Here is a 25431-nt window from a genome sequence, read left to right on the forward strand (position 1 = left end):
ACAAAAACCTGGTGAAACTGACCTCCATGGGTTTCATCGAAGGCATGTACGGCAAATACCCAAGGATTGATAAAACATTGATTCATAAGTATCATGAAGGGCTTATCGCCACTACTTGTTGCCTTGGCGCTTTGGTACCACAACTTATTTTAAAGAAGGGAGAAGCAGAAGCAGAAAATGAATTCAAATGGTGGTTGAATATTTTTCAAAAAGATTATTACGTAGAGTTGCAACGACATGGGATTCCTGAACAGGAAAAGGTAAATAAAGTACTGTTAAAATTTGCAAAAAAATATAATGTCAACGTTATTGCAAGTAACGATTCTCACTATGTAGATGAAAAAGATTTTAATGCCCATGATATTTTATTATGCATTAACACCGGAGAAAAGCAGGCAACGCCTGCTATAAGGGAATTCACTGATGATGATATATCTATAAAGAATAAACGCTTCGCTTTCCCCAATAACCAATTCTATCTGAAGAATACTGCAGAGATGAGCACCGCTTTTGATGATCTTAAACAAGCGTTGGATAACACGAATGAAATTGTTGATAAGGTTGAAGTACTTGATCTCAAAAGAGACATCCTGCTACCTCATTTCACAGTTCCTAAAGAATTTGCCACACAGGAAGCCTACCTCGAACATTTAACATGGACAGGCGCTAAAGAAAGATATAAAACGCTAACTCCGGAAATTGAAGAACGCATAAACTTTGAATTATTTACGATAAAAACGATGGGCTTTGCCGGCTATTTTTTAATTGTAAGTGATTTTATAATTGCGGGTAAAAAGATGAATGTGTTTGTGGGCCCCGGCAGAGGTTCTGCTGCAGGTTCGGTAGTAGCTTATTGTATCGGCATCACCAATATTGATCCCATAAAATATAATCTACTTTTCGAAAGATTCCTGAATCCTGATCGTAAAACCATGCCGGATATCGACACCGATTTTGATGATGAAGGAAGGCAAAAAGTATTGAACTACGTAGTGGAAAAATATGGAAAAAACCAGGTAGCGCAAATTATAACCTACGGCACGATGGCCGCTAAAATGAGTATTAAAGATGTGGCTCGTGTTATGGATTTGCCTCTGGCAGAAAGCAATGCTTTGGCTAAGTTAATTCCTGACCGGCCGGGTACTTCTCTTAGAAAAGTGTTGCAAGCTCCGCTAATTGGGCCAAAATCTTTAACGGAAGATGGCGTGGGGGCAGATGATATTGATAATATAAAAAAACTACGCGACATCTATAACGGTGAGGATATGCGCAGTAAAGTATTGCATGAAGCTGAAATTTTGGAAGGTTCTGTAAGAAATACCGGCATCCATGCTTCGGCAATTATTATAGCGCCACAAGATCTCATGGAATTAATTCCTGTTGCCACATCAAAAGATTCGGATTTATGGCTTACACAAATTGACGGAAGCAACATTGAAAGCGCAGGGGTATTGAAGATGGACTTCCTGGGATTAAAAACATTGAGCATCTTAAAAACCGCTTTACAATTAATTCACCAAAATCATGGTGTAACTATTGACCTTGATGCGCTACCGCTTGATGATGAAGAAACCTATAAACTTTACCAACGTGCAGATACCAACGCAACTTTCCAGTTTGAAAGTGGCGGTATGCAGAAACATCTCCGGGACCTAAAACCCGATAAGTTTGATGACCTTATTGCCATGAATGCGCTCTTCAGGCCGGGCCCTATGGCTTATATTCCTGATTATATAGAACGTAAGCATGGCCGCCAGGAAATTCACTATGACCTTCCTGAAATGGAAGAATTCTTAAAAGATACCTATGGTATTACAGTTTACCAGGAACAGGTGATGTTGTTATCTCAAAAGATTGCCGGCTTCAGCAAGGGCGACGCTGATATTTTACGCAAGGCAATGGGTAAAAAACAGCGCTCTGTTTTGGACAAAATGAAAGCCCAGTTTATTGAAGGAGCTAAGAAGAACAACCATCCCGTTGGTAAATTAGAAAAAATATGGACCGATTGGGAGTCATTTGCTCAATATGCATTTAATAAATCTCATTCTACCTGCTATGCTTTGGTTGCCTATCAAACTGCGTATTTAAAGGCCCATTATCCAAGCGAATACATGGCTGCAGTATTGAACCACGCAGGTTCTATCGAGAAGATCACATTCTTTATGGAAGAATGCAAAAGAATGGGATTAACTGTTCTTGGCCCGGATATTAATGAATCTCAAAAAGGATTCGCAGTTAACAAAAAAGGAGAAATAAGGTTTGGTTTCAGTGGTATGAAAGGCGTTGGTGAAGCGGCTCTCGAGAACATTATTGAAGAAAGGGAAAAGCACGGACCGTTTTCATCTATTTATAACCTTATAAAACGGGTAAATCAAAGAACAGTAAATAAGAAATCTTTAGAAAGCCTTGCTTATGCCGGAGCATTCGATTGTTTTAAGGATATTCACAGGGCACAATACTTTTTTGTTGCTCCCGGAGACACAATAAATGGTTTAGAAAAAATTATCCGTTTTGGTAACCAATACCAATCACAACTTTCAAGCAGTACCAATACACTCTTTGGTGATTTGCAGATGGAGGAAGTGAAGCCACCGCCAATGGCAGAATGTGAACCCTGGCCGTTAATCAAATTATTGGATTTCGAAAAAGAAGTGACCGGCATGTTTATGAGTGGCCATCCACTTGATAACTTTTCTTTTCAGCTAAAGCATTATGGGTTTACGCCAATAAGTGAATTCAACGAGTTTAAGGAAGCCGTTAATCTTCAACCAAATTACGGTCGACTCTTTCGATTAGCCGGTCTCGTTAGTGAAGCTCAGCACCGGGTTTCAAAAAACGGGAACAAATACGGCGTGCTGCACGTGGAAGATTATTCCGGAAAAATGGAACTGATGCTTTTTGGAGATGACTACGTTAAATTCAGCAATTACTTTGAGGCAGGAATGATTATCTACTTAACCGGCGCATTCCGGGAGCGGTACGAAAAATTTGATTTCAGGGTTAACCAGATTACCCTACTTGAATCTCTAATGAAAAATTATACCAGGAAATTGCAGATTGAAGCCAATCCCAAAGATATTTCTCCGGAATTTATCAATTTTATAACTCAAAATGTCCACCATTATCCTGGCAAATCGACGTTAAAATTTTGTATAAATGATGCAAATTCGAAGCTAAAATTTGGTATGTACACCCTCGAAAATGGCTTTGAAATGAATGACGAAATGGCCAGATTTCTGCAACAAAAGCCTGAATTTGACGTTATTGTAGAATTAACATAATGTGGATATGCCAAAAGAACATCTTATAGATATTGGACTTAATTTTGCCATTTAACAGTATAAAAATTAAACTAAAATAAAAATTTAATTATGGCTACAGAATATACAGATGCGAACTTTAAAGAGAAAGTTCTTGATTCGGAAAAACTTACTATGATTGACTTCTGGGCAGAATGGTGTGGACCTTGTCGTGCAATAGGACCTGTTGTAGAAGAACTTTCAAAAGAATATAATGGTTCGGTAAACATTGGAAAAGTAAATGTTGACCAAAACCCGCAATTGAGCATTAATTATGGAATCACCAGTATTCCTGCGATCATTTTTGTAAAGGGCGGCAAAGTGGTTGATAAATTAGTTGGCGCTCAACCTAAATCGAATTTTGTAAAGAAGATAGAAGCTTTAAAATAAAAACACATTATATACTGTTAAACCCGGGTTTTAATGATCCGGGTTTTTTTGTGATTTTACTTTGGCGTCATACAATTGAATCACGCAAATCACTTACTGCTAGCTCCTCTTCCTGTAGTTGAGAATTGCCCAGCCGTTAAAAAAAACAGCGAATCCAACGATTGCCAGCATTTGGCTTCTTATATCGGCAAGGCCACTTCCTTTTAGGATAACCATACGCATCACTTCTATAAAATATGATACGGGATTGAATTTAGTAATAACCTGTGCCCATTCCGGCATGCTCTCAATCGGTGTAAATAAACCACTCATTAAATTGAATATGATCGTTATGAAAAACGCCACCAGGAACGACTGTTGCTGCGTTTGGGCATAAGTTGACAAGAGTAAACCCAAACCAAGAACTGCCAATAAATAGACAGCAGCAAAAATGTAAATTGTAATGTAATGCCCAACCGGCACTATGCCATATGCAAGCCTTGCAATGGTGAGGCCGATAGTTAATACAACAAGAGCAAGTAACCAGAACGGAATTAATTTGCCCAAAATAAAATACACCTTTTTTATAGGGCTTACGTTAATCTGCTCGATAGTACCCAATTCCTTTTCCTTAACAATATTGAGGGCGGCAAAGCTGGAACCTATTATAGTAAGCAGCATCACCAAAATTCCCGGTACCATAAAATATTGGTAGTTCATATTGGGATTGTACCAATCGGAGTAAGTAACGTTAATGGTTGGCTGTGGATCAAAGCGGGGAAACTGAATCCACTGCGTCCGGATGTCCCGGTTATAATCCTGGATGATTTGTTGAATGTAAGCACTACCCAAACCTGCTTTTATCCCATTAATAGCATTTGCAGCGATAAATAGATCTGCTTCATTCTCTTTTACCAGTTTGCGTTCAAACTGGGAAGGTATTTCCAATATAACGTCTGCCTTATCAGACTCAATTGAATGTAAAGCCTGTGGAAATGTGGCGCTGTAATCTTTTAGTTTAAAATAACCCGAGGCAATAATCTTATTGATCAGTTTTTGTGAATATTGAGTATGGTCGTGATCGACTACTCCTAAATTGATATTCTTTATTTGATAATCTGCAGCCAGCGGTAATATCAACAGTTGAATCATTGGCGCTAAAAATAGAATCCGGAAAATAGTGGGGTCACGCAATATTTGGCGGAACTCTTTCTGCAGTAAAAATTTCAACACTCTCATGCCAGCCTGATTTTAAAATTTCTAATACTTAATCCCAACAACACAACTGTCATCGCTACCAAAATCAATGTCTCCTTCCAGATGGCTGCAAAGCCTAAACCCTTTATCATTATTGAATCCACTATTATATAGTACCATTTTGAAGGAACAATATTTGATATAATCTGCAACGGGAGCGGCATGTTCTCGATAGGAAATAAAAACCCACTGAATAAAAGGGTTGGCAAAAACAAACTCAACAATGATGTGAACATTGCAGATTGTTGGGTTTTAGCGCCGTTGGAAATAAGGATGCCTATAGAAAGTGCAGTGATCGTAAACAATGTACTTTCCACAATCAGCAAGAACAGGCTTCCGTTGATGGGCACATTTAGCACGAAAACGCTTAGTAACATGATGCATGCAATATTCAACATTGAAACTGCCAGGTAGGGAATGGTTTTGGCAATAATTATCCGGAAAGGCTTTAATGGAGAAACAAGAATGACTTCCATGGTGCCCAGTTCTTTTTCTCTTACTATAGCAATAGAAGTCATCATTGCACAAACCAACATCAACACCAGCGCCATTACCCCGGGAACAAAATTATAAGCCGACTTCAGCTCCGGATTGTACAGCATCCGCAAACGGGTTTTTATAGTATAAGGCAAATCCTTATTTTGATTTAAAGCCTGTTGGTAGTCATTAATAATCGCTGTTGCATAATTAGTAAGTGTGTTAGCAGTATTAGGGTCAGATGCATCAGCAATCAATTGTATCTGTGCCGAATTAGTATGCAACAAATCGTTGCGGAAGTTAGGAGGGAAAACGACAGCCAGCCTTATCTTTCCCTGGCGAAACGTCGCTCCAATATCGTTGTAAGAATGTAAGTATTTGACAATTTCAAAATAACGGCTGGCATCAATTTCGTGAATGATTTTTGCAGTTGCTTCATCATTTGACTGGTCAAAAATAGCAATCCTCGAATTCTTAACTTCATTGGTGAGTGCAAAGCCATATAAAATAATCTGAACAATCGGCATCCATATCAATATGAAAAGCGTTCGCCTGTCACGCCAGATATGGAGCCATTCCTTTTTTACAAAAATGAAAAATTGCTTTGCTCCGCCTCCAAAAAGCGATTTTTTTGTCTTGCCTGTATTTAATGATTGTGAATCCATTTTTAAAAATTATCCTTAGTGCCTTTATCTATGATATACCATTTAACTGCGTTAATAATTGATATTATTCGCTTCGAACTGCTTTCCTCGCCAGATGCAAAAACACTTCGTCCATTGAACGAGCAGAAAAATTCTTCATCAAGTTGGTTGGAGAATCCAGCGCATCAATTCTTCCATCAACCATGATGGAAACCCTGTTACAATATTCAGCTTCATCCATATAATGCGTCGTTACAAAAATTGTGATTCCTCTTTCGGATGCTTCATATATGAGGCCCCAGAATTCTCTTCTTGTAATGGGATCAACACCACCCGTTGGCTCATCCAAAAAGACAATTGCAGGATCATGAACGATAGCAATTGAAAACGCAAGCTTTTGTTTCCATCCGAGTGGCAAAGATTTTACAAGGGTCTTTTCTTCTCCTTCTAAGCTAAGCTGCTTTGCCAAGAGAGCAGTTTTCTCTTTAATCTGCGTGTCGGATAATCCATATATGCCGGCATAAAAACGAATATTCTCTCTCACTGTCAAATCCTCATAAAGTGAGAATTTCTGGCTCATATATCCAATACTTTTTTTGATAAGTTCGTTTTGCTTATACACGTCAAAACCAGCCACAGTAGCCAACCCGGAAGTAGGTAATGACAAGCCGCACAACATGCGCATGGCCGTCGTTTTGCCGGCACCGTTAGCACCAAGAAATCCAAATATTTCGCCCTTCTCTACCTCGAATGTAATCTTATCAACAGCGGTAAAATCTCCAAACTTTTTAGTCAGTTCATTCGCGGTTATGACCTTTTCTTTTTCCATATTTTTTTATTTCACTAATTTTTCCGAATTACTCCGATTCATTTATAATGAAAGGAATTCGCGCAATTCGTTTTATTAGATTTAATTAGTGACGTAGTACTTATTCTTTCATTAATGCCATAAAACAATCTTCAATATTGGGTTTAATACCATCAATCCCGACACCAGTATAATTTCCCCTTTGCGCAATCTCTTCAAGTATTTCCCTGTTATTTCCGGCTTTTTTAAAAACTACATGATGAAACTGTCCGAAGGGATAACAACTTTCCACTGACGGATCGTCTTTAATCGCGTTCATCAGGTGAAACATTTCATTGGCCTTTATGGCCCACAATGGTTTCTTAAATTCTTCAGTAACTCCTTCAGGTGTGTTAACAGAAAGTATGTTGCCTTTTTGAATTAAAGCCACGCGGTCACATAGACTTGCCTCATCCATATAGGCAGTTGAAACAAGTATGGTAATCCCCTGCTCTTTTAGGCGGTGCAACATTTCCCAAAATTCCTTTCTTGAAACTGCGTCTACCCCTGTTGTTGGTTCATCAAGGAATAACACGGATGGTTTATGAATAAGCGCACAACTCAACGCCAGTTTTTGCTTCATTCCACCGGAAAGCTGACCGGCCTTCCTATCCTTAAAAGGCTCTATCTGTTGGTAAATATCCTTTATGAGATTATAATTTTCCTGGATAGTTGTTCCAAAAATCGTCGCAAAGAATTGCAGGTTTTCCTGCACAGATAAATCCTGGTACAACGAAAATTTTCCCGGCATATATCCAACCCTGTTTCTAATTTGCTTGTAATCTTTTAACACGTCAAATCCATCAACAGATGCAGTACCGCTGTCTGCAAGCAGAAGCGTTGTAAGAATTCTGAACAAAGAGGTTTTGCCAGCGCCGTCAGGGCCAATAATACCGAAGATTTCCCCCCGATCTACTGAAAAGGAAATTCCCTGTAATGCCTTCACTACAGTCTTTTTGATACTGTAATTCTTAACGATATTATCAACAACTACTGCTGCCATATTTTTCATTTAAAATTTACTTCACCATACATGCCTATCTTCAGCAGCCCGTCGTTTTTTACATGGATCTTTATTGCATATACCAGGTTAGCCCTTTCGTCTTTAGTCTGAATTGTTTTGGGAGTGAATTCTGCCTTATCAGATATCCAGGTTATTTCCCCGGGGTATTCCCTATATTTTTCGGCGCTGCTGTCAACCAAAACTTTTACTTGCTGCCCCAGCCTTATTTGTGCCAGTTGCGTTCCCGTTACGTAAGCCCTTAGCGTCATCACGGACAGGTCGCCGATTTTGTACAACGCTTTTCCCGGCGTAGTAAATTCGCCGGCCATTGCATACTTCGTAAGTACGGTTCCGTTGATCGGATTGGTAATGTTGGTTCGTCTTAGCTGATCTTCAATTTGGGCAACTGACTTTTGCAAAGGTTTCGATTCGCTTAACACAGAACTGTTTTGCGTGCCTGTGGTTGATTTCTGCACTTTTATTTGTTGTTCATTTACTGCAATTTGTTTTTGCAACACATTTATGAGCGTATTCTGATCATCCAATTGTTTCGTTGTCGCCGCGTCCGCTTTTATGAGGCGTTCTATGCGTGCTTTTTCATACAGGGCATCTGTTAACTGAACTTTTTGAACGGCTATTTGATCCTTCAACAATTTTACAGATGGCCCAACATCCATTGTCTTCTGCTGCAATGCGTTGATGGTGGCAACCACCTGGGCTTTTTGTAATTGCAGGGGAATAGAATCTATATACCCTACAATACTATCCTTCTGCAGAACAGAACCTTCACTGATATTGAGCGCCTTTATCTGCCCGGTAACTTCAGACGACACCACCACTTCATCCACCTCGAAAGTTCCAGATGCATCTGCTTTATGATTATCGTTGCACCCCACTGCAACAAAGGAACCAATCATACTAACGTATAAGAATGTCCGAATTTTCATTTAATTTATTTTATTGATTTATTGAATTATTCGCTGTCAAATCACCCATAGTATTTTGATAGTTAAATTCCGCCTGCAGCAACTGCATCTCATGAAGGATCTTGTTTTGCCGTGCCTGGTCTTCCGCATTTACTTCGTTAATGTAATCATGTGTACTCAACACGCCGTTCTCCAATTGTGCGGCGGCAGCATTTTTTACAGACTGCCTCAATGCGATAATTGCATCGTCATTTTTCAGCAGCTCTCTATATTTTGTTACATCCCCATTCTGCTGCTTTTGGGCCATTTTTGTATTGAACAGAAATGTTTCTTTATTTACATCAAGCGTTTGTTTATTAACATCCAGTAAATGCTCCTGGTTTTTTATAGTGTACAAACTCCCAAAATTCCAATTGAGCCTTAAACCTCCTATAAAATAGCCTTGAAAATTGTTACTCAACACATTGAGGCCCGGCCGTCCATAACCGCCTTGTGCAAACAAGCTCAATCTGGGTCGCAATTGTGCATGTAAAAGATTACCCTGCAAGTCATATAATTTTTTCTGGTAGTCGTAAAAAGATTTCTCAGGGCGTGTAATGCTGTCCGTTAGCATTGGCGCAACGGGCTGTTGGAGCATTGTTCTATCGCTGAGGTTCGTATTGATAAACAACCCCAGCATATCAACATAAGCTCTTCTTGCAGCTTCAATTTCTACTCTTGCCTGTTCCGCCTGCAATAGCTGTGCGGATAATTCGTCTACGCTGCTACGATAGGCTGTTCCATTTGCCACAAGAGCTTTCGCCTTATCAATTCCGTTTTGAATATCCTGCTTCAGTAACTCATTTTGTTTCATTTGTTCATCCATTAACAAAGCACCAAAATATAGCTGGTTAACCCGATCATATAATGCGTATAAACCAATTTCGAGACTCTGCTGCTGAACCACTTCATTTGCTTCGGCAGATTCTTTTTGATTTCTAATTACACCGCCATCATAAATCACCTGGTCTGCCTCTCCATAAATTTTATATTGATCTTTACTATATGTGGGCACTTTGAAACCGGGTATTTGAAACGGGAAACTAGTAACGGTTGATTGATAAGTTGCCTGGCCATTCACAGAAAAAACCGGCAGGTATCCTTTCGCAGCATTTGAAACTGTGTACTCTTTAGTTTTTGCGATTAAATCCCGCTGTTTAATCAATGGATAGTTTTTTCTCGCAAGTTGATATGCTTCTTTGATCGTAATGATATCCCTCGACTGGGCATACAAGTTAAGGCTGGCAAACAGCATTAAGACGATTGGTGTGACCATCTTACCAAACGTCCTTAACCAACTAGTTAATATTAGCATATAAAATCACTTTTTAATGGAATCTATAATAAATTTTGCTACTTCTCGTTTACGTTGCTCCATCACATTTTTAAATTGCATTTCATCAAGTCCCAGTGTAAATTGAATCATAGGTTTTGCAACAAATGGAAAAATAGTCAGAGAAATGAGGTTAATGAGCAAATGGAGCGGACTGATCTTTCTGATGTTTCCTGCTTTTACTTCCTTTTCAATTTGTGCCAGGAATATTTCGGGGTGAGGAACATTTTGTTTACCCCATATTTTTTTGATAAACACTTCGGGCTCTTTGCTTACTTCATTCAATACAAATAGAGGCAGATAGGGGTTTTCAGAGATCATCGTGATATACTGATCAACAAATTTTTCAATTTTACCGAACAACGGCATATCCGATTCAAAAATTAAATTGATCCTTGGAAATAATTTTTGGGCAGCTTCAAAAAAGATGACTTCGAATAATTTTTCTTTACTCCTGAAGTAGTAATGCAGTAACGCTTTGTTGATCCCCGCTTCATCAGCGATATCCTGCATGCGTGCACCGGCCATCCCCTTGGATGTAAACACCTTCTTGGCTGCAGCAAGTATTTTTTCTTCCGCCGACTTTTCAACTTTATTTTTATCCATATAGTTTAACCAAATGGTTAACAAAGTAAAACAGAAATCTCTGAATAAACAAATTTTTTGAAATATTTTAATTTGATTACCCCACGACGACAGGCAAATAAATCGACAAGTTTGTTTGGAAAAACATCATTTCGGGTTGATACCGGTATGGCCGTCGCCACCCCTCACTTCGTAAACGCTGTCTACGATGTACCTTTCCAATCCACGCCAGGGCAGCGCCCCAAAGTATTCTATGTAGTGTACTTCAACTTCACGGCCTGCATTATTTAAAAGAGTTTGGGCAACGCTTTCTTTCGTAACGCTAAAATTAAATTCATTGCTTTGCACATTGGCTTTAAACCCACTTTGAATTACTTTTCCCTCGTATGTTTTAAAGAGGTATCCCTTTTTCATGAAGGTATTAAGTGTTCCCGCTTTGGTACCGCTGCCAAATTCCCAATAGAAATGAACATAGAAAAAGATACCAAAGCCTGCGAGGAGAATAATGATTATGTAGGTAAATATTTTCCTTCTTTTCATACACTTTTTTATGCAAGTTAGAGAAAAGGCATCATGAGTACACTATGCTTCGGCCAGGTTGATATTATTTTTCAGTTACTAATAACGGTTCCGGGTGTACGTTTTGAATAGCTTTAGGATCATGCTTATGTTTAAAAAGTATCAAAAACAAGATTGCAACAATTAAAGCATATAATGCAAAAGATATCCATATACCATTCCAGTTCTTGCTGTCGTCTGCATAGGTAAAATATTTCTGTATAACAACACCGCTGATAGAGCTGCCGAGTACGGCACCAACACCATTAGTCATCATCATGAATAGCCCTTGCGCACTTGCCCTTATTGCCGGGTCGGCTTGCGTTTCAACAAATAACGACCCCGAGATATTAAAAAAGTCGAATGCCATTCCATATACGATACAGGAAAGAATGATCATCCAAAGACCGGTACCCGGATTGCCATAAGCGAACAAACCAAACCGGAAAACCCATGCCATCATACTTATAAACATTACCTGTTTTATTCCGAATCTTCTTAGGAAAAATGGAATGGCAAGAATAAATAACGTCTCAGAAATTTGAGAAATAGACATAATGATAGCCGGATATTTTACGGCAGTGAGGTTTTTATATTTACCAATATTTGCGAAGTCATGCAAGAAGGTATCTCCATACGCATTTGTCAATTGAAGCGCAGCTCCCAATAACATGGCAAAAATGAAAAAAACGGCCATCTTCCTGTTCCTGAACAAAGCGAAGGAGTTTAAGCCCAGTGCATCCACAAGTGATTCTCCTTTGATGCGATCGTGTTGCGGCGGGCATTTGGGCAATGAAAAGGCATACAAGCCAAGTATTACCGCAGCGGCCGAAGCAACATAGAACTGTCCTGCTGAGGTTTCAAGATGTAATAAACTAATTACCCATAAGGCAACAATAAAACCTATGGTACCCCAAACCCTTATCGGTGGATAATTGATTACAACATCTTTGCCCTCTTTTTTTAATGCATTATAGGCAACAGCTATCGATAAAGAAATCGTAGGCATATAAAATATCATGTTCATGAGCAACACCCAAAACATTGTTGCGGGATCTTTTACCATAGGCAAAGAAAATAAAGTGATTGCACCGAGAATATGAGAGATGCCATATAACTTTTCTGCATTAATCCACTTATCTGCAATGATGCCCATTATCGCTGGCATAAAAAGCGAAGCAATGCCCATAGTTGAAAATAGCGCACCAAACGCAGAACCTGTCCAAACACTTGCATGCGTAGTTTCGTCGACAGCAGGATACAACTTTGGCAAGGTTTGAAACCAATATGCGCCAATAGTAATTAACCAGGATCCCCATACAAAAAATTGTAAAAAGTTCATTACTATAAGACGATTCTTAATGCTAAACATACTTTTTAATTTATAACCATTATTCAAGATAAATTCCCGCGGTATGTAATTTTTACTCTCATATTAAATAATATTATTTTCAAGGCAACCAATAAGTAATTTATTCAGTTTAATATCACAAATGCGGGTGTCATTTTTTTTACCAAAAGCCGAAGAAATCCCGAATAATATTGAAAGATAAGAGAATTACTAAAATTGCAATTAGTTAACTTTTGAATGGAAAGAAAATGGTATTTTAGCATGTCCAAACCCTTAATATTTGTTTCCAAAAACATATATTTCAAAATATAAAATTGCTGTATTGAAAAAAATTCCTTCGCACTCAATTCAGGGTGTTTTTTTATTCCTGTTTTGTTCAATAACAGTGTTGAATGTTTACTCCCAACCAATAATAAAGGCAGAACAATTTAATTTGAGGCAACTGGCTAATAGCCCAACTCCACAAGCATTTCAAAACCAGGTAGCGCATGAATTAGATGGCGGTTGGCGATATCTGAAAGGAAACATGCCAATTCCGCCAAAGGCAAAAATAATGAGGCAGGCGGTTACTTCAGTCCCTTCTCCCAATACCATTGAATCAAGTTCGCCACCACCAGTTCAGGGCTTTCTTGGACACATCGATCCAATTAATTTTATTCCGCCAGATTGCCAGGGAGCTGTGGGCATTAATGAAGTGGTTACTGCAACCAATGAATTTTTAATAGTTCATTCAAAAAATGGAGGTGCTGTCTTAAGTAAGGTTACGTTCTCTTCCTTCTTTAATAATTCGGGAATGTCAGATCCGTATATTCAATTTGATCCTTACCTAAATAAATATTGGATCAGTGGGATATCAACTACCACACCTAACAAGGTTTTTATAGCAGTTTCTCAAACATCGGATCCTCAGGGTAATTGGAACAGGTACAGTTTTACCCCGACATCGAGAGATGGGTCGCTACTGTTGGATCATCCTTACCTGGGCTTCGATAACAAATTGCTTGTAGTAACGGGAAGAAAATTTCCCAACGGTACAAACTTTACCGGGCCAATTTTATTTTGTTTTAATAAAGACAGCCTGTCTGCAGGTAAATCCATTGTATTTGGTTCAAACGCACAAACAATCGAAAAGACAACGGCAGACGGGGATGTCCCCTGCCCCGTTACAGCTATGAACCTTACTTCTCCCGCTACAACTTTTTATATAGTGCAGGAGTGGAATGGCAGCGCTTCAGCAATAAGGTTATCAACCATTACAGGAACGCTTCCGAATCTAACCTGGAATACATCGACAGCGGTCTACCCATCAGCCGGCACTCCCTGGTCGGACGCAGCTTTGGGAAACCTGGCGCCGCAGGAGGAGGAATCAAGAAAGCTTGCAGTAAATGACGCCAGGATTAGCTCTGCACAATTGGTTAATGGTAAAATATGGTGTGCGCATCATATTGGTTTACCGGCAACTAGTTTTACTCATACGGCAGTGCAATGGTGGCAGTTGTCTACTACAGGGGCTGTTTTGCAGAGTGGCAGAATTGACGATCCCGCCGGACTGGTGTCACGTTATTATCCAACCATTGCTGTTAATCCTGCCGAAAACGTAATCATTGGATACACCATTTCGTCCCCAACAACAAGGGTAAATGCTGCTTACAGTACACGAACTTTTACTACTCCGTTAAATACTACCGATGATGAGTACATATTTAAAGGTGGAATAAGTACCTACTGGAAAGATTATGGCAGCGGAAGAGCAAGATGGGGCGATTACAGTCATTCATGTGTTGATCCGGTAACAGGAGATCTATGGACGATCCAACAGTATGCCGATCAAAGGTTATCTGCCGCAGACAATGACTCGAGATATGGAGTTTGGTGGGCGGAGGTTTCATTTCTAACCTTGCATAATGACGTCGGCTTATCCAATATCGATGAACCAAATGGTAGTTTTGGCTATTGCGCACTACCTATAAATCCAAAAGTGACGATCAGAAATTTAGGCCTTGATTCCGTAAAAAATGTAAAGATAGGTTTGATATTAGATGGCGTAAACATTGGGGTTACGTCATTAACAGGATTACATATCAGCTTGTACAATTCGCAGGAAATTGATATTCCGTTACCATTAACTCCATCCCCCGGGAATCATATTTTACAGGCCTATACTTTTGATCCAAATGGGATTGCCGATGAAAGAGTTTCAAACGATACTGGTACTGTGTCGTTTTCTGTTGTGCCGGCACTCATCTTGCCTAATACTGAAGGGTTTGAAAATACCACGTTCCCCCCTCCGGGTGGCTGGTCCTTATTTAATCCTGATGCAAACGTGTCTTGGGAAAGAAGCACGAAAGCCAGCAAATCAGGTGTGGCATCCATGACATTAAACTCCTATAATTATCAAACTAATAACGCTGTAGACATTTTGCAATCGCCTAAAATTGATATCACTAATACGGATTCGATAAGAATTAATTTTGATGTTGCTTACTCACAATACGATGCATCTTCAAATGATTCATTAAAAATTATTTACTCAACTGATTGCGGTGTTACCTGGAAACCGACTACATACAATAAAGGCGGTAGCACATTGAGCACAAACGCGGGCAATTTTGTCACTTCATCGTTTGTTCCTACTGCGGCGCAATGGCGCAATGAAAGTGTTGGTATTTCAACTTGTAATATTGATGCATCGTCTATGTTAATCGGGATAGAATCAATTAACGATTTTGGTAATAATATTTATGTAGATAATTTTTCAATTAGCAAATTAGATACTAAGCAGGAAAATGCAGGAATAATTTCTATGACCAAACCGTTGGGTACTTTATGTACACCAGATTTTACGCCGCAAATTACAATAGCCAATTTTGGAATTGATACGTTAAAATCACTCACAATAAATTACCAGGTTGATAATGGCACAATGAGCACATTCAATTTTACGGGCTCGGTTGCAAAATGCAACTCGCAGGTTATTACATTAAACTCAATTACATCTTCACCCGGTGAACATGTACTCACAATTTTTAGCGTCAATCCAAATAGTGTTCCCGACCAATACACGGGAAATGACACTATTAGGAAAATTGTAAAGATATCTCCGATTTTGGATGCGCCTGTTGTAGAGGGATTTGAAACAACAACTTTTCCTTCGGCTAACTGGAGCCTGGACAACTCGGACGGAGGTACAACATGGGCGAGAACAACTTCGGCCGCCAAAACCGGCCTGGCGTCCATGGTTATAAATAATTTTAATGCACCAACAACTAACACAATAGATAAATTCTATTCTCCTGTTATAAAGTTTGATGCAGCGGTTGATTCGTTTTTTGTTTCTTTCGATTATGCGTACTCGCAGGGCGCAACTTATCCCGGAAGTACTAACATGCCACTTGACACTCTTGAGTTGCAGCTTTCGCAGGATTGCGGGCAAACTTTCAAATCGATATGGAAAAAATGGGGAGCAGATCTTCAAACTATTGGCGATCCGAACTTGCCGGCAACCACATCTTTTGTTCCGAATGCTAATCAGTGGAAAAATATAACCATTTATTTAAACCCATTTATCACCACGCAGAATTTCCAGGTATATTTCGTTGCAAAAGGTAATGCGCAAAACAATCTATACATTGATAATATAAATATCTATCCCAAAATTCTTCCACAGCGATTAAAAGAGCAAGGATATCTTTTATACCCAAGTCCTTTTAGAAATTCATTTATTATTCGCAATTACAGAGTGCCAACTACCTTGCAAACTGTAAATATTTATAACTCGGTTGGTCAATTGGTTTGGAGCAAAAATTATAACGGAACAGGATATACCGAAATGCCCGTAGATTTTAGTAACCAGGCCTCAGGAGTCTACATTGTAAAAATGAAATACACTGATAAAACGGTTATTCAGCGAATCGTCAAGCAGTAATTATCAATTCAAAAATGCTAAAAAAGGTTATCTGTTAAAGTAACCTCTTTTTGTTTTAGATATGAACCTACAGTAAATTTGCAGCATGATAACAGCAAACAGAGAAGAAGAGTTATTAGAAGTTATAGACTCGTTTGAAGAAGGAAAACATTTTAAAACCATCGCAAAGAAAATTAGCCGGGGTGAAAGAATAAATGATGAAGAAGGGTTGTTGCTTTTTCAAAAAGCGAGCCTTGGCCTGGTGGCAACTTTTGCAAATTATATCAGGGAGAAGAAACACGGAGACGTTACCTATTTCAACAGGAATTTCCATATAGAGCCTACTAATGTTTGTGTTTTTTCCTGCAAGTTCTGTTCTTATTCCAGGCTATACGCTCACCGCGATGAAGGATGGCAATTAAGTATGGAACAAATGTTGGACATCGTAAAAAGTTACGACGGTAAGCCAGTGACTGAAGTGCATATTGTTGGCGGCGTTCACCCCAAAATGGATCTCACTTTTTTTTGTGATTTGATTTCCCAAATAAAACAGCACAGGCCCGATCTGCATATAAAAGGATTTACCGCAGTTGAATTGGATTACATGTTTAGAAAAGCAAAACTTAGCATTGAAGAAGGCATGCAGCAATTAAAAGACGCAGGCCTACAATCATTACCAGGTGGCGGTGCCGAAATTTTTGATGAAACAATACGGCAACAAATAAGTGCCGACAAAGTTGATGCGGAAGGCTGGCTAAAAATTCATGAGGTAGCTCACAATTTAGGAATGCACACCAATGCAACCATGTTATATGGGCATATCGAAAATAATACGCATCGTATTGATCACATGAGCAGGTTAAGAAATTTGCAGGACAAAACCGGGGGCTTCAATACGTTTATCCCGCTTAAGTTCCGCAACAAAAATAACGACATGAGCCATGTTCCCGAATCATCTGTAACAGAAGACATGAGGATGTATGCCGTTGCGAGGATTTACATGGATAACTTCCCGCATTTAAAAGCTTACTGGCCTATGCTTGGCAGGCAGAATGCGCAACTTTCCTTGTCATTTGGGGTAAATGATATAGATGGAACGATTGACGATTCAACCAAAATTTATTCCATGGCGGGAAGCGAAGAACAAACGCCTTCAATGACTACACAACAATTGGTTACTCTTATAAAACAGGCCAAACGAATTCCGGTTGAAAGAGATACGCTGTATAATATTATTAAAGATTATACGCTGTCTGAAGAAAAAGAATTTGACGCTGCAATGAACTAATTTTTTTTCGTGTAACTTAAACCGTTAGGTTCCTCTCTCCCCTGCAACATAAAAAAATTTTTACCTTGTATTGGGGTCGTGAAATAAATACCAATAGTGGCATCGGGACACTGGAGTGTCCTGACACCTATCCTTGAAAACCTGAATTTATTTTTGAATTTAAAAAGCCTTTAGAAGGTGTCTGGCTAAGGAGGTGACCAGACACCTGGAGCCCTATTAATATCATTCACAAAGTTTAATTGAACTTGCCGACTGCGTGCTAAATTGTATCCTATCTACTTTCGATTCTTTATTATAATACAGGATTAAAATGCCATAAGAAGTTTGAAACGCATCCCAACTTACATCTTTAATTTGCGGCGAACCTAATATTTTAAACAGGCTATTTCTCGAAAGTCCCATTAAGGGAACACTGAGTTTACCCTTAAAATTAGGCCCAATTTCAATATAATCGCGGGCAGTATAGAAATAGACATCTTTATCTTTATAGAAAACGCCGCCACCGCATTTTGCGGTTGCACTTTCTTCTTCAAAACTCGTAAAACATGGAAGCGTATTTTTAATGAACCCTACTGTTGAGGTGGGAAGAATGTTACCGTTTACAATCCCATCAAGTATATTAATCTCAATGGCCGGGCATTTGGGTGTTGTTTTCAACTGCGCCGAAGCAACAGCAAATAAAAACAATGCAGATAGTGTTGTAACAATAATTTTCATATCAATAATTCTTTTTAATTAAAGCCGCCGAAAAGTGCGAACGCCTTATACAAGCAAATTCCTTGCTAAACTTTACTGCTAGCTAATATTCTTTTTCAATCCAATACGACCTTCCTGTCTTTTGGGTACTTAACCGAATAACTGATACTCAATTTTTTTTCCTGGCCAGGCTGCAGGGTCATTGCCCATGTTGCAATACCTGTGTCTTTATCTATCTGTGCTTCAGGCGCTCTTTGATCATCCACACTTATTTCTTTATTTGTGGAAACCGGAAACTGGTCATAAATAGTAATATTTACGGGTATCTGTTTTGTATTCCGAATATTTATTTCATATTGTCTTGTATCAGTTCTGTTACCACCGATAAAACGTTTAGCGCTGAATTCTTTTGCAAGTTTCCGTGTTACTTTAATACTGTTATCTTTTCCAAGCGACAAAGAAAGCGTATCTGCAACGGCGCTCAAATCAATATATGTTTTGCCCAAATAAGTTCCTTCAAAATATAAGCTCGCTTCGCCGGATTGCAAATCATAATCCTGCCAGTTCACAATATTTGCTGTAAGAAAAGCGACAGGGTCAATTTTTGGAGTAGTGGTATAGTTATACAATGCTGGAACTTCAAATTGTTTCATCCCGATGGTAGTTGTTTTACCATCCGTTTCCAATGTGTATTTATCATCAATTCTATATACCAAAGTGGTTGGTTGATATTGCGTGGCAACAGTTACAGTTTGAATGCTTTCTTTTTTCGCTTTATTGCGGCTGTTATCGATTTCTAGTCCTGCAACTCGTCCAACCAAATCGTCTCTTTTTGACCCGTAACCAGTAACTACAACTTCCGACAAATTCTGAGAAGCAGGCGATAGTGATATTGTAAAATAGCCAGGCTTTATTGCTGCTTCTTTTGAAATATAACCTATTGAACTTACAACTACAGAGCCGTTCGCCGCGAAATTCTGAATCTTGAAAAACCCGTTGGCATCTGTGGCCACAGCATTTCGGGTGCCCTTTACCGTGATAGTTGCGCCAACAATTGGTTCACCTTTGTCATCTGTAACACGGCCAGTTGCGGCACTCTGTATCAACCCCTGGTTAGTATAAGATATACTTGGGTCAAAAAAACCAAGCATCCATGGTTGCAAAGGAGAAGGCGTTGCATTATCATTCGGATTGCCGGTACTTAAAATCAAAGAAATATCTTTCCATGTTTCACCACTACGCTGGAAAACATTAGCATTCATTAAAACTTTTAGAGGTTCTGTTACATCCTTAATTCTCACATCATAGGTTGGGTACCATCCGGCATCTTTAATATTATACAGTAATTGAAACTTAACATTTTTTGTTTCTTTACAATCAACAAGAGCCGTTACGATATAATTGATACTGTCTTTTTTCTTACTTATTTCTAACAGTTGCAACTTAAATTTTTCTGCATCCTGTTGTTCGTCGAGAATACGCTTCTGAATTTCAAGTTGCTTTTGATAAACTTCTGTAAGTCTTTGCCGTTGCAGGTCTAAGGCATCTTTTAATTCTGTTGTTTTTACTCCTGATGTTCCGCCTATATCCTGGTTCTTGATAAGCATTGCCTCTTCATTTTTATAAACATCCAGCAATTTTAAATCAAGGTTAAGTTTATCTTTTAATGAATTGTTGCGGTCAATAAAATTTCTTTCTTCCTGTTCAATTTTACGTTCGCTTAAAAAATCTTTTGTCGATTGCACTGATAGCAAGGTGATATTTGCATCTGCTTTCAGTTGAACACTTTGTTGATCAAGTTGATTACTCAATCCCGCAAAACTGATTTCAGTTCGACCCGCAAGAATCGTGACAGCAGCAACTCTTTCTATTCGTGCGCCGGAAGAAAATACAGTCACATTTTGAATGGCGGTTTCTGCCTGAATTTTTTTTACCTGTGAAGTGGCTGCAAAGTTTAAGAGCAGCAATGAAAAAATAAAAGCAATTCGCATAAGTAGTAGTTTAGTAACCTATAGGCACGAAAACCGAACAAAAAGCTGCAACAAAATATGTTATTGATAAACTAAAGTCGCGGGAGTGAAGGCTAATCACAAATATGCATTTTCGTAGGTGACTCCGGCGAGAAGATCCTTCTAATTAAAAATCCATAGTAAAACAGGTTCGTCGCTTTTTTCGATAACGGCTTGCAAACTTTTTAGAAATAAAGGTGATACCATGGGACACCCTCGGCTATTACAAATTGGATAAGGGTAAGTTTCCCCGTCCGGCACGCAATTATATGAATGCAAAACTATATTCCTGTTGAAGGCATTACTGTTAGTACTATCGAGCCCATATAATTTATATGCCAGTCCAAATCTTCCAGTATAACTTTTGCCAATACGATATCTTCCAAGTGCCGTACAACCGCTCTCCTTTTTATTTGAAAACGTTGGAGTAAAACTGAACTGTTTATTTGCTGAACCATGAGCAACTAATCCACATCTAATAATAGAATCATCCTGCAAATCATAAACGAAAAAACGATTTTGTCCCGATGGAAGGCTCATATCAACAAGGAAAACATTCTTGCTGTTGAGCCTTTTTTTGAACACAAATTTTTTTATATCAAATGCTTTATTGTTAATTTTTAATGCCTCGTTGTCACTCAATTTTTCATTAGAGTGGACAACGCTTGGCAAAGGCGAATGAAATCCTTTGTAATAGCAATGTGCTGCTAATGCCAGCGCAACTGTAACAGGGGCAATTAGCGATAATATAAAATAACGTAGCCGTTCCAGGTAATAAACTTTTTATATTTCGATAAGATGCAGATAATTATTTATTCCATAAAAATTTATAACTAATGAGAATAGATTTTTTTATTACGAGGGAGGAAAAACATGAAGGCAATTTCAATGACTTGCAATTTTTAAAACCAATTTTTTGGTTTTGTCTGACGAAGTAACTCCTTTCACATCAGAAGCCTTTCCTTTATAAAGATAGATTGTGGATGATTGTTTATTGTTTTTACCAGTAAGGTATTCGTGTAATCCATCAACCGTTAGGTTCTCAAAATTTTCGCATTCAACTGCGTGCGTGAAATAATCCGGTAACCCATTTGCCCAAAATACATTCATATTTCTTATTGTTAGGTCGACCGCGTTATTAGCATACAATGCCGGCGTGGAATGTTTGAAAATTCCCATCGCTACATCATTAGTTGGCCTCAGGTCAAAATTACCTCCATAGCCTGCGGCAAGAGGGCTTTGCTTTATTGACAAGGTGATATTATTGAAAGAGATATCCTTTATAAGTCCTGCAGTTGACGCATAGATAAGTATCCCGGACTCTGATGAAGCGATGATATTTGAAAACTGAACGTGACTGATGGTGCCTGTTTCTTTACTTCCCAACCCCGGCACGGAAGAAATATGTATTGGCTCTCCATGTCCCCACCACTGGCCACTATGCAGGCGTGTGCTGATTATTATATTTGAAAAGACCATATTTTCCATATCGCCTTTCTGCCTTTGAAAAATACCTATCCCCCTATTCGAATCATAGATATTGATATTATCGAATAGAAGATTGCCTGAATTGTTATTATTGAATACGTTGTACCCGATGCGTATACCGCTGGACCGTGAGTGTAACACGCAATTGGACACAGTGATATTACTGGAACTTACAACTGCAATTGCATCATCACCCGCCTGTATATTACAATTGGAAATAACGATATTCTTTGAATCGTACATGTCAATACCATCGCTGTTAGGAATGCTCATGTTATTAAATATACTGACGCCATTTACCTTTATATCCTGCGTATTCAAAAAGGCTATCGTCCAGTTTGGTGATTCTTCTATTCGTATATCCTTAACTGTTATATTCTTACAATCCGAAAAAATAACCATCACTCCGGGCCGTTCCTCATAAGTCCCTTTCCATAGAACCGGCCCATCTTCCCGGCCAAATTTCGGATTCATATAATCTTCTTTTTCCCTTGTATATTTTTGTGCAAAATCCATCCCGTATTGAAGGCTGTCCATGTACATAAATGATGTACCATTTCCTTTAATAATACCAAATCCCGAAATTGAAATATTCTGTTCATTGTGAGCCACCAATATCCCGGTCTTAATTCCTGCACCCGGGCCACTAAATCCAAAATCCTTTTGATACAAATATTCTTTATTATCCACACTGCCGGTCAATATTGCGCCGGGTTCAAAATATAGATTCATATTGCTGTATAACCGAACGGTACCTGTTACAAAGTTGCCGGCAGGAATTACTATGGTACCGCCACCGTGTTTATGGCAATCATCAATTGCTTTTTGAATATAAATTGTATTTGAAGTCTTGCCATCAGGAACGGCGCCATAACTAGAAATAGAATACGTTGAAATTCTGTTGCTGTCGCTGGCAACCTGCGAGTGTGCAAGCAAGTAGAATTGCGTGAACGCGAAAATTAACCAAACGTTTTTTTGTAAAGAAGTGCACCACATAGATTTGTTGTTTTGAACAATGATGTTGCAAGCAAAGTCGTCAGTCGGCAATGATTGTTTTGCCGTCGAATTTTTGTCCGCCAAATATAATTGATTTAGGGGCGATTGCTGAAAGCCATGAAGTAACTCCACCACATAAATGTGTTCATCACTTTTTTGTGAAAAAATGGCATGATTTTGCGTTGTATCAATAATAACTGCATAGTTAACCGTTAAATCACCCAACATGACTCATAAAAGATTGCGCCTGAAATACTACATCAAAAAGGCAGATAATATTTTAATAAAAGGTATAGAACACATTCAGTCTATGTTTGGAATACATAGTACGGTATGGCAGGTTGTTCATTTTATTCACGACAAAGGATGTGTTCACATAGATGAATTAAAAAACGTCATGCATCCCTTTGCCGATGCGGTGACAGTTAATAAAATTCTCACCAAACTTAAAATTACCTGTGTAATATTTAATGCCGAAGACAAAATAACCCTTACTTCAAATGGTATCGATTTGTATAGAAAATGTATCGGATACCGAATGATGAAATAAAGTCACTTATCTTATTTTAAATCCCGGGAAAAATTGATTCATTATGTTTCGGAGTCCCGATCACTTATTACTCCCAATCTTAGTTAGTAATTTTTAATAAAATATTTTACACCACCGCTGGTCACTGATGGAGTTCCTGATTTCATTGCACCATTGAATTCAGGCCTGTCGTATGAAGAATAGTACGTAAATGGATTCCGGTCAATGTTCTTCACTTTTCCCCTATAAGCTTTGTCGTCAAATGAGCCATAGTATGAAATGGATGTATTGCCAACAGATTTTATTTTTCCTTTATAATATTCGTCGTTATAAGAACTGTAATAGGTAAAAGAAACCGGGCCGGCAGTCCGGAGATATCCTTTAAAAGCGGCATCATCGTATTGAGTAAAGTAATCAAGAAGATTTGGTCCGATGGATTTTACTTTCCCTTTGAGCGATTCATTATCAGCGGATGTGTAGTAAGTAATAAGCGTTCTCCCAATATATTTTATTTTACCCTGGTATGCATCATTATCAGTAGCGGGGTAGTATTCCTCTCTTCCCATATATTTTTCCATTCGTGGGTAAGTTCCCGTAGTTGGAGATGTATACTCTGTTCCCCAATCAATAATTTTTCCGTCCTTCGTCAAGTTAACAACAACAGATTCATCAACTAAAAAAGTGATGATATCCTGATTACCCCTGTTGTCGATTGTTATTTGAGCAACATTTTGTGCAAATGCCGGAGCAAGCAACAACGTAGAGATTACTGCAAAATATATTTTGCTCATTTTCTTTCTTAAGAAGCGTTAAAGTAATAATGATTTTACCAACTGCAAAATATTACCCGCCAATGTCAGTAATTTCAACATGTGGTAACATTTGCCTGAGTGCAAACTTAAGATATAGTGTTGTATCGTCTAATACGATGCATTACCTTTCCATTTCAAATCGCTTACGCTATTTTCTATATTCTTTTATTTTTGGTTGATAATAGCAAGGACCGAATCAAAATGACGATCGTCTATTTAATCAAAAGCATACTCGCCTGACTAATATTCTACCCACACAAGAAAGTATTATAACATAATACTATTTGTTTCACCACCCGAACGGCTACATGCTGTAAGCCATCAAACTGCAATCTAAAATCACCCCAATATCTATTTGAATCGGTCTGGCTAGGTATTTTAAATTCAAAACAATTTTACTCATATTAAGCCAAAGCTGTGTTCTTAACGGCATTGCTTAAACGCATTTGAAAATGGATTTTAATTCAACTGAACATGCTGCCCGGTACGGGCTAATTTGTAAAATTTTGTGGGCGACTCCGTAACAATTTTATTGTGCAAAGCCGTGCAGAATACAAAAAATCCAAACATAACTTGCAAATTAAAAAAATGTTCTCTACATTTATACCCACGAATCAATCTCCCTTACGCTCCTATAATCTTTTGAAAATCTTTAAGCTTACATTTTTGCACTATGTGCTGGAACCCTTCCTCCACGTGTAAGATTATAGCATTAATCCTTTATTTCATTTTTGTACACAATAAGATATGCTATGGCATACATTATTGTGAGATTGGTCCGGATGTGCCCTGGCGTGCCAGAGATACCAGATTAATGTATTATAACTAAACAATAAAATAAGTGCTGTTACCATGGACGAAACTTATTTGTGGGTATATAATATAATAGAAAGTTGCAATAACGATTTTCATTTTGATTGCTCTTATCTATTGATCTCTTTATTTAAAATTAAACATGGAGATTCTGACAAAGTTTTGGAGTTAAGATCTCTTTGGCGAACCAAATGGAACGCTGTTCACG

19 protein-coding genes are annotated in these 25431 nt (G+C 38.4%); 5 read left to right on the forward strand and 14 right to left on the reverse strand.

Going from position 1 to position 25431, the window contains the following annotated elements; genetic code table 11:
• Positions 1-3281: DNA polymerase III subunit alpha (gene dnaE, locus ACO1O5_RS05010; protein WP_486268741.1), on the forward strand; the 3281-nt coding region annotated here is incomplete at its 5' end.
• A gap of 90 nt (positions 3282-3371) precedes the next feature.
• A complete protein-coding gene (gene trxA / locus ACO1O5_RS05015; protein WP_486268742.1) occupies positions 3372-3689 on the forward strand; it encodes a thioredoxin in 318 nt (105 codons plus the stop codon).
• A 99-nt stretch (positions 3690-3788) separates the two neighbouring features.
• Here trxA and ACO1O5_RS05020 read toward each other — a convergent pair whose 3' ends face one another.
• The 9 genes from ACO1O5_RS05020 to ACO1O5_RS05060 form a co-directional block, all read right to left on the reverse strand.
• Entirely contained in the window at positions 3789-4907 is a 1119-nt protein-coding gene (locus tag ACO1O5_RS05020) for an ABC transporter permease (RefSeq protein ID WP_486268743.1), read from the reverse strand.
• Positions 4904-6067: an ABC transporter permease gene (locus ACO1O5_RS05025; protein ID WP_486268744.1), complete on the reverse strand. Its 1164-nt coding sequence runs from the start codon at positions 6065-6067 to the stop codon at positions 4904-4906. The genes ACO1O5_RS05020 and ACO1O5_RS05025 overlap by 4 nt, the downstream gene beginning before the upstream one ends.
• Positions 6068-6131: 64 nt before the next feature.
• Positions 6132-6875, reverse strand: coding sequence for an ABC transporter ATP-binding protein (locus ACO1O5_RS05030; RefSeq protein ID WP_486268745.1), 744 nt, complete (start codon positions 6873-6875; stop codon positions 6132-6134).
• A gap of 100 nt (positions 6876-6975) precedes the next feature.
• Entirely contained in the window at positions 6976-7896 is a 921-nt protein-coding gene (locus tag ACO1O5_RS05035) for an ABC transporter ATP-binding protein (RefSeq protein WP_486268746.1), read from the reverse strand.
• Positions 7897-7901: 5 nt separating this feature from the next.
• A complete protein-coding gene (locus tag ACO1O5_RS05040; protein ID WP_486268747.1) occupies positions 7902-8843 on the reverse strand; it encodes an HlyD family secretion protein in 942 nt (313 codons plus the stop codon).
• A 10-nt stretch (positions 8844-8853) separates the two neighbouring features.
• On the reverse strand, positions 8854-10176 hold the full coding sequence (locus ACO1O5_RS05045) for a TolC family protein (RefSeq protein ID WP_486268748.1): 1323 nt from the start codon (positions 10174-10176) through the stop codon (positions 8854-8856).
• A 6-nt stretch (positions 10177-10182) separates the two neighbouring features.
• Entirely contained in the window at positions 10183-10800 is a 618-nt protein-coding gene (locus ACO1O5_RS05050) for a TetR/AcrR family transcriptional regulator (protein ID WP_486268749.1), read from the reverse strand.
• 126 nt (positions 10801-10926) lie between these two features.
• A complete protein-coding gene (locus ACO1O5_RS05055; protein WP_486268750.1) occupies positions 10927-11319 on the reverse strand; it encodes a hypothetical protein in 393 nt (130 codons plus the stop codon).
• Positions 11320-11383: 64 nt separating this feature from the next.
• The gene (locus ACO1O5_RS05060) at positions 11384-12709 is read right to left on the reverse strand and encodes a nucleoside permease (RefSeq protein WP_486268751.1); all 1326 of its coding nucleotides are present in this window, start codon (positions 12707-12709) and stop codon (positions 11384-11386) included.
• Between the two features lie 301 nt (positions 12710-13010).
• On the opposite strand from ACO1O5_RS05060, the gene ACO1O5_RS05065 reads away from it, so the two are divergent.
• Both ACO1O5_RS05065 and mqnE read left to right on the forward strand, forming a co-directional pair.
• On the forward strand, positions 13011-16613 hold the full coding sequence (locus tag ACO1O5_RS05065; RefSeq protein WP_486268752.1) for a T9SS type A sorting domain-containing protein: 3603 nt from the start codon (positions 13011-13013) through the stop codon (positions 16611-16613).
• 85 nt (positions 16614-16698) lie between these two features.
• Positions 16699-17880 (forward strand): aminofutalosine synthase MqnE, encoded by a 1182-nt coding sequence (gene mqnE / locus ACO1O5_RS05070; RefSeq protein WP_486268753.1) that lies wholly within the window; start codon positions 16699-16701, stop codon positions 17878-17880.
• 222 nt (positions 17881-18102) lie between these two features.
• On the opposite strand, the gene ACO1O5_RS05075 is transcribed toward mqnE, so the two are convergent.
• The 4 genes from ACO1O5_RS05075 to ACO1O5_RS05090 all read right to left on the reverse strand — a co-directional run bounded on the left by ACO1O5_RS05075 (position 18103) and on the right by ACO1O5_RS05090 (position 23297).
• Positions 18103-18597 (reverse strand): hypothetical protein, encoded by a 495-nt coding sequence (locus ACO1O5_RS05075; RefSeq protein WP_486268754.1) that lies wholly within the window; start codon positions 18595-18597, stop codon positions 18103-18105.
• 95 nt (positions 18598-18692) lie between these two features.
• Positions 18693-20567, reverse strand: a complete 1875-nt coding sequence (locus tag ACO1O5_RS05080) for a DUF4139 domain-containing protein (RefSeq protein ID WP_486268755.1) — start codon at positions 20565-20567, stop codon at positions 18693-18695.
• 141 nt (positions 20568-20708) lie between these two features.
• The gene (locus ACO1O5_RS05085) at positions 20709-21227 is read right to left on the reverse strand and encodes a murein L,D-transpeptidase catalytic domain-containing protein (protein WP_486268756.1); all 519 of its coding nucleotides are present in this window, start codon (positions 21225-21227) and stop codon (positions 20709-20711) included.
• A gap of 243 nt (positions 21228-21470) precedes the next feature.
• Positions 21471-23297, reverse strand: coding sequence for a glycoside hydrolase family 28 protein (locus tag ACO1O5_RS05090; RefSeq protein WP_486268757.1), 1827 nt, complete (start codon positions 23295-23297; stop codon positions 21471-21473).
• Here ACO1O5_RS05090 and ACO1O5_RS05095 point away from each other — a divergent pair.
• Complete coding sequence (locus tag ACO1O5_RS05095; protein ID WP_486268758.1) at positions 23296-23619, forward strand: hypothetical protein; 324 nt, start codon at positions 23296-23298, stop codon at positions 23617-23619. The genes ACO1O5_RS05090 and ACO1O5_RS05095 overlap by 2 nt on opposite strands.
• An 83-nt stretch (positions 23620-23702) precedes the next feature.
• Here ACO1O5_RS05095 and ACO1O5_RS05100 read toward each other — a convergent pair whose 3' ends face one another.
• Positions 23703-24389 (reverse strand): hypothetical protein, encoded by a 687-nt coding sequence (locus ACO1O5_RS05100; RefSeq protein ID WP_486268759.1) that lies wholly within the window; start codon positions 24387-24389, stop codon positions 23703-23705.
• Positions 24390-25431: the final 1042 nt, after the last annotated feature.

The sequence above is a fragment of the Ginsengibacter sp. genome (assembly GCF_057362405.1).

Excerpts from the sequence above, each read along its gene's own strand:
- trxA (WP_486268742.1), top strand. The coding sequence starts at position 3,372 with ATGGCTACAGAATATACAGATGCGAACTTTAAAGAGAAAGTTCTTGAT.
- ACO1O5_RS05020 (WP_486268743.1), bottom strand. The coding sequence starts at position 4,907 with ATGAGAGTGTTGAAATTTTTACTGCAGAAAGAGTTCCGCCAAATATTG.
- ACO1O5_RS05025 (WP_486268744.1), bottom strand. The coding sequence starts at position 6,067 with ATGGATTCACAATCATTAAATACAGGCAAGACAAAAAAATCGCTTTTT.
- ACO1O5_RS05030 (WP_486268745.1), bottom strand. The coding sequence starts at position 6,875 with ATGGAAAAAGAAAAGGTCATAACCGCGAATGAACTGACTAAAAAGTTT.
- ACO1O5_RS05035 (WP_486268746.1), bottom strand. The coding sequence starts at position 7,896 with ATGGCAGCAGTAGTTGTTGATAATATCGTTAAGAATTACAGTATCAAA.
- ACO1O5_RS05040 (WP_486268747.1), bottom strand. The coding sequence starts at position 8,843 with ATGAAAATTCGGACATTCTTATACGTTAGTATGATTGGTTCCTTTGTT.
- ACO1O5_RS05045 (WP_486268748.1), bottom strand. The coding sequence starts at position 10,176 with ATGCTAATATTAACTAGTTGGTTAAGGACGTTTGGTAAGATGGTCACA.
- ACO1O5_RS05050 (WP_486268749.1), bottom strand. The coding sequence starts at position 10,800 with ATGGATAAAAATAAAGTTGAAAAGTCGGCGGAAGAAAAAATACTTGCT.
- ACO1O5_RS05055 (WP_486268750.1), bottom strand. The coding sequence starts at position 11,319 with ATGAAAAGAAGGAAAATATTTACCTACATAATCATTATTCTCCTCGCA.
- ACO1O5_RS05060 (WP_486268751.1), bottom strand. The coding sequence starts at position 12,709 with ATGTTTAGCATTAAGAATCGTCTTATAGTAATGAACTTTTTACAATTT.
- mqnE (WP_486268753.1), top strand. The coding sequence starts at position 16,699 with ATGATAACAGCAAACAGAGAAGAAGAGTTATTAGAAGTTATAGACTCG.
- ACO1O5_RS05075 (WP_486268754.1), bottom strand. The coding sequence starts at position 18,597 with ATGAAAATTATTGTTACAACACTATCTGCATTGTTTTTATTTGCTGTT.
- ACO1O5_RS05080 (WP_486268755.1), bottom strand. The coding sequence starts at position 20,567 with ATGCGAATTGCTTTTATTTTTTCATTGCTGCTCTTAAACTTTGCAGCC.
- ACO1O5_RS05095 (WP_486268758.1), top strand. The coding sequence starts at position 23,296 with ATGACTCATAAAAGATTGCGCCTGAAATACTACATCAAAAAGGCAGAT.
- ACO1O5_RS05090 (WP_486268757.1), bottom strand. The coding sequence starts at position 23,297 with ATGTTGGGTGATTTAACGGTTAACTATGCAGTTATTATTGATACAACG.
- ACO1O5_RS05100 (WP_486268759.1), bottom strand. The coding sequence starts at position 24,389 with ATGAGCAAAATATATTTTGCAGTAATCTCTACGTTGTTGCTTGCTCCG.